Source organism: Nonomuraea sp. NPDC050786, from assembly GCF_040654115.1.
Taxonomy (GTDB): domain Bacteria; phylum Actinomycetota; class Actinomycetes; order Streptosporangiales; family Streptosporangiaceae; genus Nonomuraea.
In genome coordinates this window covers 1-12,900 of the sequence record NZ_JBFAHJ010000005.1, presented here as the reverse complement: position 1 = coordinate 12,900, position 12,900 = coordinate 1, and the positions used below count along the sequence as shown (strand labels likewise).

The window sequence follows — 12,900 nt, the reverse complement described above, 5'->3', positions numbered from 1 at the left end:
CGCACCTCCGGGTGAATCACGGCAACCCGCGGCTAGGACTCCCCGGTTGTCCCGCCCGGCGCAATTAGGGGGCTTTTTTGGCGGTGACACCGAGTGAACGGATGCATCGCTTTCCTCACCGGATGCCCACTTACAGCGCTTCTTACACCTTTAGAAAAGGGCGGTTTCCTCCCCCTCGGGTAGCGGTTTGATGAGATCCGGGCCGTTGTTTCTGACGTTGTTGACGTCAGTGGAGACCGGATACGCCGTGAGCCGCCCCTGCTCGGCGGGCACCAGCAGCCGGGTGGCCCGGTCGACGTCGTTGACCTTGGGGTCGAGCCACTCCTCCCAGCGCTCCCGCTCGATCATCATGGGCATCCTGTCGTGGATGCGCCCGAGGTCGTCCTCCGCGTCCGTGGTGATGACGGTGCAGGTCACCAGCCATTTGAGCGGGTCGTCGTCGGCGCGCGACGGGTCCTTCCAGAATTCGTACAGGCCCGCCATGGCCAGCACGCCGCCGTCCTCCGGATGGATGAAGTACGGCTGCTTCTTCTTCTTTTCGCCTTCGACGGGCATCCACTCGAAGTAGCCGTCGGCCGGGAGCAGGCACCTGCGCTTGGCGAACGCCTGGCGGAACGACGGTTTCTCGGCCACCGTCTCGATCCTGGCGTTGATCAGCCGGGAGCCGATCGACGGGTCCTTGGCCCAGGCGGGCACGAGCCCCCACTTGACGATCCTGAGCTGTCGTACCGCCCGCTCGGCCTCCTTGGGGACGCGGCTGAGCACGGCGTAGACGTTCTTGGTCGGCGCGACGTTGTAGTCGGCGCCGAGCTCCTTGTCGGGATCGCCGTCCTGCTCGACCTGGAACTCCTCGAGCAGCTCGTGCTTCTTGCGCGCCGAGGCGTATCTACCGCACATAACCCCACCCTGCCACGTACGTCCTTCACCCGCGCCTGATGTCCACAGCCTACGAAAGGTCGTCCACAGGCCCGTGAACCCGCCCTGCCGCTCCCAGTAGTCTTTGACCATGCCCGCTACGCACTGGCCCGCGCCCACGGCGACCGCTCCGGTGACCGCCGCCGTCTCGCTGCCCGGCTCCAAATCGGTCACCAACCGCGCGCTCGTCCTGGCCGCCCTCGCCGACGGCCCGGGCGTCGTGCGCCGGGCGCTGCGCAGCCGCGACGCGGACCTGATGGTCTCGGCCCTGCGTGCCCTGGGCGCCACCCTGGTGGCCGCCGGCGAGAGCGCCGCCGGGGTCGACTGGCAGGTGACGCCGGGCCCGATCCGGGGCGGCGCGAGCATCGACGCCGGGCTGGCGGGCACGGTCATGCGTTTCGTCCCGCCGATGGCCGCCCTGGCCGACGGCCCGGTCTCCTTCGACGGCGACCCCCACGCCCGCAAGCGCCCGATGGGCCCCATCCTCGACGCCCTGCGCTCGCTGGGCGCGCGCGTCGACAACGACGCGCTCCCGTTCACCATCAGCGGGCCGCCGGCCGGCGGCGAGGTCACGCTGGACGCCTCGGGCTCGTCGCAGTTCGTCTCCGGGCTGCTGCTGACGGCGGCGCGGTTCGAGAAGGGCGTCACGATCCGCCATGTCGGCCCGCCCGTCCCCTCGCAGCCGCACATCGAGATGACCGTGGAGATGCTCAGGGCGGTGGGCGTCACGGTGGACGACAGCGAGCGCGACGTGTGGCGCGTCGAGCCGGGCCCGATCGCGGCCAGGGACATGACGGTGGAGCCCGATCTGTCCAACGCGGCCCCGTTCCTGGCCGCCGCCCTGGTCACGGGCGGCACGGTGACGATCCCCGCCTGGCCGGCCCACACCACCCAGCCGGGCGACGCCCTGCGCGGCCTGCTCGGCGCGATGGGCGCCGAGGTCACCCGCTCCCCCGACGGATCCGACCTGGTGGTCACCGGGCGGCCGACGGGCGAGATCACCGGCCTCGACACCGACCTCCACGAGGTGGGCGAGCTGACCCCGACGATCGCCGCCCTCGCCGCGCTCGCGACCACGCCGAGCCGCATCAGGGGCGTGGCCCACCTGCGCGGCCACGAGACCGACCGCCTGGCCGCGCTGGCCACCGAGATCAACCGCCTGGGCGGCGACGCGGAGGAGACCGAGGACGGCCTGATCATCCGCCCCCGCCCGCTGCACGGCGGCACCTTCCACAGCTACGACGACCACCGCATGGCCACGGCCGGAGCCGTGATCGGCCTCAGGGTGCCCGGCGTGGAGGTGGAGAACATCGCGACGACGGCCAAGACCCTCCCCGAGTTCGTCCAGATGTGGACCGGCATGCTGGAAGGCCGATGACCGGGGCTTGCCGCCGCCCTCCAGCGGCGGGTTTCACGAGGGAAACGCCGGGCACGTCGGAAAAGGGCGGCACGTGGGGTTCGGCCGTCCCTATGGCGAGATCCACCGGCACGACGTCATTGCCGCATGCCCACAGAGGGAGAGAGCGCATGGGAGCAGACCGCTGAGAAAGCGGGAGTACGACGAGGACGACGTACGGGTCCGGCCGGGCAAGGGCTCGAGGCCGCGGACCCGGATCCGTCCTGCGCACGAGGACGCTGTCGAAGGGTTCGTGGTGGCCGTGGACCGCGGCCGCTACACCACGCTGGTCGAGCCGGAGCGCCCGAAGGGCTCCGCGCAGAAGCGCAAGCAGCCGCAGAGCCGCCTCGTGGTGGCCATGAAGGCCCGCGAGCTGGGCCGCAAGGGCATCGTCGTGGGTGACCGGGTCGCCCTGGTCGGCGACGTCTCCGGCCGCCCCGACAGCCTGGCCAGGGTCGTACGCGTGGAGCCCCGCACCTCGATGCTCCGCCGCTCGGCCGACGACACCGACGACACCGACGGCATCGAGCGCCCGGTCGTGGCCAACGCCGACCAGCTCGTCATCGTCACCGCCCTGGCCGACCCGCCGCCCCGGCCCCGCATGATCGACCGCATCCTGGTGGCGGCCTTCGACGCCGAGATCGAGACGCTGCTCTGCCTCACCAAGTCCGACCTCGCCCCGCCCGACGAGCTGGTCTCCCTCTACGAGCCCCTGGGCGTCCAGCACGTGGTCGTGCACAAGGGCGGCCCTCTGGAGGAGCTCCGCGACCATCTGGCAGACCGCATCAGCGTCCTGGTCGGCCACTCAGGCGTCGGCAAGTCCACTCTCGTCAACGCCCTGGTGCCCGACGCCAACCGCGCCGTCTCCCAGGTCAACGCCGTGACCGGGCGGGGCCGCCACACCTCCACCTCGGCCGTCGCCCTGGAGCTGCCGGAAGGCGGCTGGATCATCGACACGCCGGGCGTGCGCAGCTTCGGCCTGGCGCACGTACACATGGAGACGGTCCTGGCCGCGTTCCCGGATCTCGTGGAAGGCACGGTCGACTGCCCCAAGGGCTGCACTCACCTGGGCCCCGAGTGTGCCCTGGACGCCTGGGTCGCCAAGGGCAACGCCGACCCGGTCCGCCTGGAGTCACTCCGCCGCCTGCTCTCCAGCCGCGAAGGCACCCTCGACGACGCCCCCTGACCCGCTTATCACCCGGCACCCGGTCGAATCACACTTTCCCGCCAAAGTGTGAGCCTCATTCTCTGTCGCGATCATGGGCGCCAAACAGGGGAATCAGCTGATCTGGACGTCCTTTTACCTTCACGGCAAAACAGCAGTTCTTGTCCAGTCCCACGGAAAAGTCCGGTTTACCCCCGACCTGAAGCCGGAGCACTGAGGACAATTCCGGTAGCGTTGGCGACCGTGCAGGGTTATAACGATGATCTTCGCCTCGCGCATGTCATGGCGGACGCCGCCGATGACCTGACCATGCGGCGGTTCAAGGCGGTCGATCTCAAGGTCGACACCAAGCCCGATCTGACGCCGGTCAGCGACGCCGACCGTGCCGTGGAGGAGGCCATCCGGGGCACGTTGCGCCGTGCGAGACCGCGCGACGCGGTCGTGGGCGAGGAGTTCGGGAAGACCGGCTGGGGCGCCCGTTCGTGGATCATCGACCCGATCGACGGCACCAAGAACTACGTACGCGGCGTCCCGGTGTGGGCGACCCTGATCGCGCTCATGGAGTACGGCAGGGTCGTCGTCGGCCTGGTGTCGGCCCCGGCGCTCGGCCGCAGATGGTGGGCGGCGACCGAGGGCGGCGCGTGGACCGGCAAGAGCCTGACCAAGGCGTCCAGGATGCGGGTCTCCTCCGTGTCCAGCCTGGAGGACGCCTCGTTCTCCTACTCCAGCTTCGGCGGATGGGAGAAGGCGGGCAAGCTCGAGAACTTCCTCGACCTCGGCCGGGCCTGCTGGCGCACCAGGGCGTACGGCGACTTCTGGTCGCACATGATGGTCGCCGAGGGATCGGCGGACCTGTCGGCCGAGCCCGAGCTGTCGCCCTGGGACATGGCGGCGCTCACGGTGATCGTCGAGGAGGCCGGCGGCCGCTGGACCGACGTCGCCGGGGTGCGGGGGCTGGAGGGCGGCAGCCTGGTCTGCACCAACGGGATCCTGCACGACGAGGTGATCGACCGCCTCAACGGCACCACGTTCACCCAGGGTTCACCGATCCACGGGGTCTAGAGCGCCAGCACCCGCCGTACCGCGTTCATCAACCCGTCACGGTAGGACCCGCCGAACAGCACCACGTGGACGAGCAGCGGATGCAGCTGGTGCAGCGGTACCCGCTCCTGCCAGCCCTCCGCCGGCGGGAACTCCTCGTGGTAGGCCCCCAGCACCCGGTCGAGGTACGGTAGGCCGAAAAGCGCCAGCATGGCCAGGTCGGTCTCCCGGTGCCCGCCATGGGCCGCGGGATCGACCAGCACCGCCGACCCTTCCGACCACAGCACGTTCCCGCTCCACAGATCCCCGTGGATCCGCGCGGGCGGCTCCGGAGGCCCCGCCACCGCGGCGAACCGCTCCACTGCCCGCTCGACGAGCGCCAGGTCGGATGAGGACAGCCCGGCCTGCCGGGCGAAGGGCAGCACCCGCCGGGAGGCGTAGAAGGAGGGCCAGTCGGCGGCGGGCGCATTGTCCATCGGCAGCTCGGCGATGAACCCCGGCCACGGCGCGCCGAAACCGGCGGCCCCCGCCCGATGCATCCGGGCCAGCGAGCGCCCGAAGCGCTCGGCCGCCGCCGCGCTGGGCGCCTCCTCCCGTACCCATGACAGGACGAGCCGATCGGGACCGACCTCGACCACCTCGGGCACCGTGATCGCCTCGCCCAGCCAGCGCAGCCCGGCCGCCTCCGAGGCGAACATCTCTGAGGCGGCCCCGCTTTTCACGAACACCTCACGCCCGTCGTCCAGCACGCCCCGCAGCAGCCGCCATCCGTGGGACGAGCCCAGGCTCTCAGTCGATCTCATCGGCGATGTGCTTGGCCACGCCCTCGGAGGCGGACTCGACCAGTGCGAGCACCTCCTCGAACCCCTCGCGGCCCCCGTAGTACGGATCGGGCACCTCGGCCCCTTCCTCGGCTGCGGGGTCGAACGCCCGGAACAGCTGCACCTCCACCCCGGAAGGCGCGATCCGGCGTAGGTTGGCCAGATTGTCCCGGTCCATGGCCAGCACGAGGTCGTAGCGGTCGAACCAGTCCCGGGTGAACTGCCTGGCCCGATGAGCCGCGCCGTCGTAACCGTGCTGCTCGAGGATGGCCAGCGCCCGTTCATCCATGGGGTCACCGACGTGCCAGCCGCCGGTCCCGGCGCTCTCGACGGTGACGCGGTCGCCGAGCCCGCGGTCGGCCAGCGTCTGGCGGAGCACCACCTCCGCCATGGGGGATCGGCAGATGTTTCCCATGCACACCAGGCATACGCGATAGGTCATAACTCCCATCATGGGGGCGACCGGGCGCGTTCACCGAACGTTCACCCTCGTCGGGGGGTTCAAGTCACCTTGGCTGCATACGTTCATGGCGACTAAGGACCAAGTGGGAGGAAACCCAACCGTGAAGTATGCAGGCCGGCTCGCCGCTGTCGCCGTCGTCGGCGCGCTCTCCCTCGCTGCGTGCGGCACAGACAACAACGCCCCCGGCGGCAGCGGCACCACGGCCGCCAGCGCCCCCGCCGCGGGCAACGACAATGGTCTGAGTGGCACGATTCAGGCCGCGGGCTCCTCCGCCCAGGCCAACGCGATCACCGAGTGGACGAAGAACTTCACGGCCACGAACTCGGGTGTGACCATCAACTACCAGCCCAGCGGCTCCGGTGCGGGCGTGCAGTCGTTCATCCAGGGCACGACCGCCTTCGCGGGCTCCGACTCGGCGCTGAAGCCGGAGGAGGCCCCGCAGGCCGACGCCCGCTGCAAGACCGGCAAGGCCATCAACATCCCGATGGTCACCGGTCCCATCGCGGTGGTCTACAACCTCCCCGGCGTCGAGGGCCTCCAGCTCTCCCCCAAGACGCTCGCCGGCATCTTCAACAGCAAGATCGCCAAGTGGGACGACGCCGCCATCAAGGCCGAGAACCCCCAAGCCAAGCTGCCGTCCACCCCGATCCAGGCCTTCCACCGCTCGGACGAGTCGGGCACCAGCGACAACTTCACCAAGTTCCTCAAGGCCACCGGCGGCTGGCCGTACGAGCCCGCCAAGGCGTGGCCCGCCGAGGCCAAGGGCCAGGGCGCCAAGGGCTCCGACGGCATCGCCTCCTCCATCAAGGACACCGAGGGCGCGATCAGCTACGTCGAGCTCTCGTACGCCGAGAACTCCTCGCTGCAGAAGGCCAAGGTCGCCAACGGCGCCAACGAGTACGTCGAGCTGACCCCCGAGAGCGCGGCCAAGACCATCGAGACCGCCGAGATCAAGGGCACCGGCAACGACCTCGCCCTGTCGATCGACTACGCCACCAAGACCGCGGGCGCGTACCCGATCGTGCTGGTGACGTACGAGATCACCTGCGAGAAGGGGCTGCCGGCCGACCAGTCGAAGATCGTCAAGTCCTTCCTCACCTACACCGCCAGCGACGAGGGGCAGTCGGCGCTCAAGGAGCTGGGCTACGCCCCGCTGTCGGGCACCCTGCTCACCAAGGTCCGGTCCGCTGTCGAGGCGATCTCCTGATTCGCACATGACCACAAATCTGAAGACCCGTGACGGCGGGCCGGCCATGAGCCGGTCCGCCTCGCGGCGCACCCATGGTGAAGGCCCCTTCCGCTTCGTCTCCACCGCGGCCGGCGTCATCCTGCTGGCGATCATGGCGGCCATCGCCGTCTTCCTCATCAGCGAGGCGATCCCCGCCCTGCAGGCGAACAAGGCGTCCTTCTTCTTCGAGCTGACCTGGGATCCCAACGGCCAGAAGGTGTTCGGCATCGCCGCCCTCGCCTTCGGCACAGTGCTCAGCTCGGCACTCGCCCTGGTCATCGCCACCCCGATCGCCGTCGGGGTGGCGTTGTTCATCTCGCACTACGCGCCCCGCCGCCTGGCCTCCCCGCTCGGCTACCTGATCGACCTGCTCGCCGCCGTGCCCAGCGTCGTCTACGGCCTGTGGGGACTGGCCTTCCTGGTGCCGCTGCTGCGCGAGCCGTCGAAGTGGCTGAACGAGAACCTCGGCTGGTTCCCGCTGTTCGCCGGCGAGGGCGCCATCGGCGGCAAGACCATGCTCGCGGGCTCCATCGTGCTGGCCATCATGATCCTGCCGATCATCGCGGCCATCTCCCGCGAGGTCTTCCTCCAGGCGCCGAAGATGAACGAGGAGGCGGCGCTCGCGCTCGGCGCCACCCGCTGGGAGATGATCAGGATGGCCGTGCTGCCGTTCGGCCGCCCGGGCATCATCAGCGCTGCCATGCTCGGCCTCGGCCGGGCGATGGGCGAGACCATCGCGGTCGCGCTGATCTTCCCCGCGACCTTCGACATCACCTTCGAGATCCTCACGCCCCACGCCAACAGCATCGCCGCGAACATCGCCAACGGCTTCGGCGAGGCCACCCAGATCGGCCGCGGCGCGCTGATCGCCTCCGGCCTCGTGCTGTTCGTCATCACGCTGCTGGTCAACATGGGCGCACGCCTGGTCATCAACCGCCGCAAGGAGTACGCGAGGTCCGGCGCATGACGGGAATCCAGCACATCTCGACCGGCCGCCGGATCAAGGACAAGTTCGTCCAGGGGCTGGTCTACCTGGCGTTCGCGCTCGCCGTGGTGCCCCTCGTCTCGGTGCTCTGGCTGGTCATCTCCAACGGCCTGGCCCGCTTCGACCTCGAGTTCCTCACCCACTCGATGCGCGGCATCGGCGCCCGTGACGTGGGCGGAGGCGCGTACCACGCGATCATCGGGACGCTGGAGCAGGTCCTGCTCGCCTCGCTCATCTCGGTCCCCATCGGCCTGTTCACCGCGATCTACCTGGTCGAGTACGGCAACGGCGGCCGGCTCAGCCGCTCGATCAGCTTCTTCGTGGACGTCATGACCGGTGTCCCCTCGGTCGTCGCCGGCCTGTTCGTCTTCGCGTTCTGGATTCTGTTCCTCGGCTTCCAGTTCTCCGGCTGGGCGGGCGCGCTCGCGCTGTCGATCCTGATGATGCCGACGGTGGTCAGGTCGGCCGAGGAGATGCTCCGGCTGGTGCCGGGCGACCTGCGCGAGGCCTCTTACGCACTGGGCGTGGCCAAGTGGCGCACGATCCTGAAGGTCGTGCTGCCGACGGCGTTCACCGGCATCGTCACCGGCGTGATGCTGGCCGTGGCCAGGGTCGCCGGCGAGACCGCGCCGCTGCTGATGACGGTCTTCTTCACCAACTCCATCAACAACGATCCGTTCACCGGACCGCAGATGGGCCTGCCGCTCTTCGTCTTCGACCAGGCGGCCCGGCCCAACGACACCGCGATCGACCGGGCGTGGACCGGCGCCCTCACGCTCATCCTGATCGTCATGCTGCTCAACCTGGTGGCGCGCCTGATCGCCTGGTGGCGCGCGCCCGCCAGGGGCCGATAGGGGGTTATCGACGTAATGTCCAAGCAGATCCAGGTCTCGGGTCTCGACGCGTACTACGGGTCGCACAAGGCGATCGAGGACGTGTCCATGACCATCGAACCCCGCTCGATCACCGCGTTCATCGGCCCGTCCGGATGCGGCAAGTCGACGTTCCTGCGCACACTAAACCGCATGCACGAGGTCATCCCCGGCGCCCGCGTCGAGGGCAAGGTCATGCTCGACGGCGAGGACCTGTACGCCCCCACCGTCGCACCGGTCTCGGTACGCCGGATGATCGGCATGGTCTTCCAGCGCCCCAACCCGTTCCCCACGATGTCGATCGCCGAGAACGTGGCCGCGGGGCTCCGGCTCAACGGCCGGTTCAGCAAGTCGGAGGTCGACGGCATCGTGGAGGAGTCGCTCAAGGGCGCCAACCTCTGGAACGAGGTCAAGGACCGCCTCAACAAGCCGGGCGCCGGCCTGTCGGGTGGTCAGCAGCAGCGGCTCTGCATCGCCCGCGCCATCGCGGTCAAGCCGCAGGTCCTGCTGATGGACGAGCCGTGCTCTGCGCTCGACCCGATCTCCACGCTGGCCATCGAGGACCTCATGGCCAAGCTCAAGGACGAGTTCACGATCGTCATCGTCACCCACAACATGCAGCAGGCCGCCCGGGTCAGCGACAGGACCGCGTTCTTCAATCTCGCCGAGCAGGGCAAGCCCGGCAAGGTGATCGAGATGGACGAGACCTCCCGCATGTTCACCAACCCCTCGCAGAAGGCCACAGAGGACTACATCACGGGGCGCTTCGGCTGATGACCCAACAGCAGGCGGCACTCACGGTGAACGGGGACACGCGGACCAAGCCCGTACTGCTCATAGCCGACCCCGACGACGCCGTCGTGGAGGACCTCGCCACGGCGCTCGAACGCGAGGGCGTGGCCGTCACGGGCGCGCCCGACGGTGCTCAGGGCCTCCTCCAGGCGGGGGCCCTGCAGCCTGACGTGGTGCTCGTCTCGGCCACGCTCACGGTCATCGACGCGGTGGAGTTCGTCCGCGCGGTACGCCTCGCGCGCGCCGTCCCTGTGCTGCTCGGCGTCGGTGAGGGGCACGCCGAGCAGGCGGTGCGCGCCCTCGCGGCCGGCGCGGCCGCCTGCGTGGCACGGCCCTACCGGGTGACGGAGCTGCTGCCGTTCATCCAGGCGGCCTCGCCCGGGTCTCGCCAGGTGCTGGCCGTGGGCGGGGTCGAGCTGGACGTGCAGGCCTATCAGGTACGCGTGGGCGGGCGGGCCGTGCACCTGCCGCTGCGGGAGTTCGAGTTGCTGCACTACCTGATGCGCAACGCCGACCGCACGGTCACCCGCGAACAGATCATGCGTCACGTCTGGCACGCCGCGGCGACCACCTCGACCAACACGATCGCGGTGCACGTCAAACGCCTGCGCGCCCGGCTGGGCGACGAGGACGACCAGCTCATCCAGACCGTGCGCGGCGTCGGCTACCGCCTGGTCACGCCGGGCACTTCCGGAAGTCTCGCATGATCCGCTTGGCCACGCCTTCGACGGTCGCTATGCCGTACCCCACCTGAGGGCTTCCCTCGGTGAGTACGGCAATGGCGTAGTCGTGCCCGTCGCCCCTGAGCAGGCCCACGCTGATCGTGGCCCAGAGCTTGTTCGAGACGCGCTTGAGCCAGCCGTTCTTCAGCGCCACGCGGTCGCCCTCGCACGCGGCGGCGCTGATTCCCCAGTTCTGGCCGTCGACGACCCGGCCCATGAGGTCGAGCACCCGGTCGCGCTCCTTGGCCCTGAGCGGGCTTCTGGGGGACACCAGGGCGTGCATGAGACGGATCTGGTCGTCCACCGACGTTCGGGTGATGCCCCAGCAGTACAGGTCCACGCAGTCGCCAGGGACGCCCCGCGTGTGCTTGAGCCCGAACGTCCTGCCGGCCTTGGTGAAGCCGGAAGCGCCCCCGATGCGCAGCCAGAGGCGGTCGGCGGCGTGGTTGTCGCTGTAGCGGATCATGATCTCGGCGTCGTGCCGGACGGCCTGTGGCAGCTTCTTCCACGGGGTCTTCAGCAGCAGACCCATGAGGATCTGCGCCTTGGCGGTGCTCGCGGTGATCAACCGCTCGCCCGGGTGATAGCGGTAGAGCCGCCCGGTCGCCAGGTCCTTGACCATGGCGGTGACCTTCCCGGACCGGCCCGCGAGATAGCCGTCGAGCCGCCTGCTCATCCGCTTGGCCGGGACCGGCGCCAGGCTCTCCTCGGCCGAGACCTGCTCCAGCCGCGCCCCGGTGGCCTCCTCGCGGATCCCCAGGAACACCGGAGCCTGCCGTGCGAGGGACGTGGCGGATGCGGGCGCCGGTAATCGCGGGGCCGACGCCGGGACGAGGCCGGCGAGCAGGGCGAGCGCGATGACCGCGCGTGGTACTGCCTGTCCTCGGCGCGCCACCATTGACGCATTATCACGAAAAATTGCGACAAGCCGCTAGGCGGCGGCGGCGATGAGTTTCGCGATCGAGTCGTCGTCACAGGTGTCCCAGAAGTCGCCCACGACATCTTCCAAGTGCTGAAGGGACTCGGCCCGGAACAGTACGTCCTGATATTTCGTGATGTCGTAGTGGGTCGTGCCCATCGCGGACAGGTCCAGCGGCCGGATGTCCATGCCGCGGAACTCCTCGATCTCCCCGTACGACGACAGGATGCCCGCCCCGTACGCCTTGAGCTCGCCCGCCTCCCCCATGACCCCGAACTCCAGCGTGAACCAGAACACCTTCGACACGAACTCCAGCGCCTCCTCCGACTGGACCCGGCGCGCGGCCTGGCCCGCCAGCCGGTAGAGGGCGGCGTACCGGGAACTCGCCAGCGCGTTGGCATGCCCGATCACCTCGTGGATGACGTCGGGCTCCGGAGTGTAGAAAGGCACGGAGTGGTGCCGAATGTACTGCGTCGAGTGGAAGTACCCGTCGGCCAGCACGCCGTAGAAGTCCCGCAGCGGCACCAGCCCCGCGGCCGGCAGATAGCGGAACCCGGTCAGCGGCTCCAGCAGGCGCGAGACCTCCTCGAGCTGCGGGATCCTCTCCTGCGGCAGCCCCAGCCGGTCGACGCCGTCGAGATACTCGGCGGTGGCGTACTTGGCGTGCTTCACCGCCAACTCCCTGGTGACCAGGGCCCAGACCTCGTGCTCCTGCTCGGTGTACTCAGCGGCCGGGATGGGCGTGCCTGGGCGGTAGTTGACGGCCAGCCCGGCGATCGCGTTGCGCCGCGCCCGATACACCGGATCCGCGAACCCCGGGTGGGACGCGGACAGCTCGACCACCACCGACCCGTCCTCCTGGGCCGCGACAGGGGCGAAGTACTGCGCTTCCTCAAACATGTCCAAATGACAGCAAACCCGGGTTTTCCTGGCAAGAGCGCCCAGCTCAGCTGAGCGATACGCTAGCTTTCGCACCCTAAGTAAGGAAATTTCTGGTCGAATCGCACAGCTTGAGAGGGCATGCCATGGACGATCTGGACGCGAGGTTGCTGGTGACCATGCGCGCCCATCCCCGTATCGGACTGACGGAGCTGGCCCGGCTGCTGGGAGTGGCGCGCGGCACCGTACAGGCTCGGGTGGAGAAGCTGACGGCCAGGGGCGTGATCGAGGACTTCGGCCCGAGCGTGTCACCGGCACAGGCCGGCTATCCCATCCTGGCGTTCGTGTGGCTGCAGATCGCCCAGGGCCGCCTGGCGGAGGCCGTGGAGGCGCTGCGGGCCGTACCGCAGATCCTGGAGGTACACGGTACGAGCGGCCAGCACGACCTGCTGTGCCGAGTGGTGGCGCGCACAACGGACCACCTCCAGGAGATCATCGCCCACATCCTGGCGTCACCGGCGGTGCAGCGGACGGACACGACCATCTCCCTGTCCACCCAGATCCCCTACCGGATCGAGCCCCTCCTGAACATCCGCTGAGCGCCAAACAAAAAGGGCCACCCTTCCGGATGGCCCTCTTCGACAAATATTGTGCGGCGGTGACCTACTCTCCCACACCCTCCCGAGTGCAGTACCATCGGCG

General features: G+C 69.2%; 14 protein-coding genes. 9 read left to right on the top strand and 5 right to left on the bottom strand.

Features of this window, described 5'->3' with window-relative positions; all coding sequences use genetic code 11:
• Window positions 1-150: 150 nt before the first annotated feature.
• Complete coding sequence (locus tag AB0H84_RS12075) at window positions 151-897, bottom strand: SOS response-associated peptidase (protein WP_357602085.1); 747 nt, start codon at window positions 895-897, stop codon at window positions 151-153.
• 109 nt (window positions 898-1,006) lie between these two features.
• Here AB0H84_RS12075 and aroA point away from each other — a divergent pair, with 109 nt between their 5' ends.
• The 3 genes from aroA (at window position 1,007) to hisN (ending at window position 4,538) form a co-directional block, all read left to right on the top strand.
• On the top strand, window positions 1,007-2,293 hold the full coding sequence (gene aroA / locus AB0H84_RS12070; protein ID WP_357602082.1) for a 3-phosphoshikimate 1-carboxyvinyltransferase: 1,287 nt from the start codon (window positions 1,007-1,009) through the stop codon (window positions 2,291-2,293).
• 163 nt (window positions 2,294-2,456) lie between these two features.
• Entirely contained in the window at window positions 2,457-3,497 is a 1,041-nt protein-coding gene (gene rsgA, locus AB0H84_RS12065) for a ribosome small subunit-dependent GTPase A (protein ID WP_357603026.1), read from the top strand.
• A gap of 222 nt (window positions 3,498-3,719) precedes the next feature.
• Window positions 3,720-4,538 (top strand): histidinol-phosphatase, encoded by an 819-nt coding sequence (gene hisN / locus AB0H84_RS12060; RefSeq protein WP_357602079.1) that lies wholly within the window; start codon window positions 3,720-3,722, stop codon window positions 4,536-4,538.
• On the opposite strand, the gene AB0H84_RS12055 is transcribed toward hisN, so the two are convergent.
• Complete coding sequence (locus AB0H84_RS12055) at window positions 4,535-5,320, bottom strand: fructosamine kinase family protein (RefSeq protein WP_357602076.1); 786 nt, start codon at window positions 5,318-5,320, stop codon at window positions 4,535-4,537. The two genes, hisN and AB0H84_RS12055, sit on opposite strands and share 4 nt — an antisense overlap.
• Complete coding sequence (locus AB0H84_RS12050) at window positions 5,307-5,780, bottom strand: low molecular weight protein-tyrosine-phosphatase (RefSeq protein ID WP_357602074.1); 474 nt, start codon at window positions 5,778-5,780, stop codon at window positions 5,307-5,309. The genes AB0H84_RS12055 and AB0H84_RS12050 overlap by 14 nt, the downstream gene beginning before the upstream one ends.
• Before the next feature lie 121 nt (window positions 5,781-5,901).
• Between AB0H84_RS12050 and pstS the strand changes: the two genes are divergently transcribed.
• Genes pstS through AB0H84_RS12025 form a run of 5 tightly spaced genes read left to right on the top strand, consistent with a single transcriptional unit; the run spans window position 5,902 to window position 10,385 of the window.
• A complete protein-coding gene (gene pstS, locus AB0H84_RS12045) occupies window positions 5,902-7,008 on the top strand; it encodes a phosphate ABC transporter substrate-binding protein PstS (protein WP_357602072.1) in 1,107 nt (368 codons plus the stop codon).
• A 7-nt stretch (window positions 7,009-7,015) separates the two neighbouring features.
• Window positions 7,016-7,996 (top strand): phosphate ABC transporter permease subunit PstC, encoded by a 981-nt coding sequence (pstC, locus tag AB0H84_RS12040; protein ID WP_357602070.1) that lies wholly within the window; start codon window positions 7,016-7,018, stop codon window positions 7,994-7,996.
• Complete coding sequence (pstA, locus tag AB0H84_RS12035; RefSeq protein ID WP_357602068.1) at window positions 7,993-8,868, top strand: phosphate ABC transporter permease PstA; 876 nt, start codon at window positions 7,993-7,995, stop codon at window positions 8,866-8,868. Before pstC ends, pstA begins: the two co-directional genes overlap by 4 nt.
• A 15-nt stretch (window positions 8,869-8,883) precedes the next feature.
• On the top strand, window positions 8,884-9,660 hold the full coding sequence (gene pstB / locus AB0H84_RS12030; protein ID WP_357602066.1) for a phosphate ABC transporter ATP-binding protein PstB: 777 nt from the start codon (window positions 8,884-8,886) through the stop codon (window positions 9,658-9,660).
• Window positions 9,660-10,385, top strand: a complete 726-nt coding sequence (locus AB0H84_RS12025) for a response regulator transcription factor (RefSeq protein WP_357602062.1) — start codon at window positions 9,660-9,662, stop codon at window positions 10,383-10,385. The genes pstB and AB0H84_RS12025 overlap by 1 nt, the downstream gene beginning before the upstream one ends.
• Here the strand turns inward: AB0H84_RS12025 and AB0H84_RS12020 are convergent.
• Both AB0H84_RS12020 and AB0H84_RS12015 read right to left on the bottom strand, forming a co-directional pair.
• Window positions 10,354-11,298 carry a serine hydrolase gene (locus AB0H84_RS12020; protein ID WP_357602060.1) on the bottom strand — a complete coding sequence of 315 codons (945 nt, stop codon included), beginning with the start codon at window positions 11,296-11,298 and terminating at the stop codon, window positions 10,354-10,356. The two genes, AB0H84_RS12025 and AB0H84_RS12020, sit on opposite strands and share 32 nt — an antisense overlap.
• Window positions 11,299-11,331: 33 nt before the next feature.
• Window positions 11,332-12,219, bottom strand: coding sequence for a phenylalanine 4-monooxygenase (locus AB0H84_RS12015; RefSeq protein ID WP_357602057.1), 888 nt, complete (start codon window positions 12,217-12,219; stop codon window positions 11,332-11,334).
• A gap of 125 nt (window positions 12,220-12,344) precedes the next feature.
• Between AB0H84_RS12015 and AB0H84_RS12010 the strand changes: the two genes are divergently transcribed.
• Window positions 12,345-12,797, top strand: a complete 453-nt coding sequence (locus tag AB0H84_RS12010; RefSeq protein ID WP_357602054.1) for an Lrp/AsnC family transcriptional regulator — start codon at window positions 12,345-12,347, stop codon at window positions 12,795-12,797.
• Window positions 12,798-12,900 lie beyond the last annotated feature (103 nt).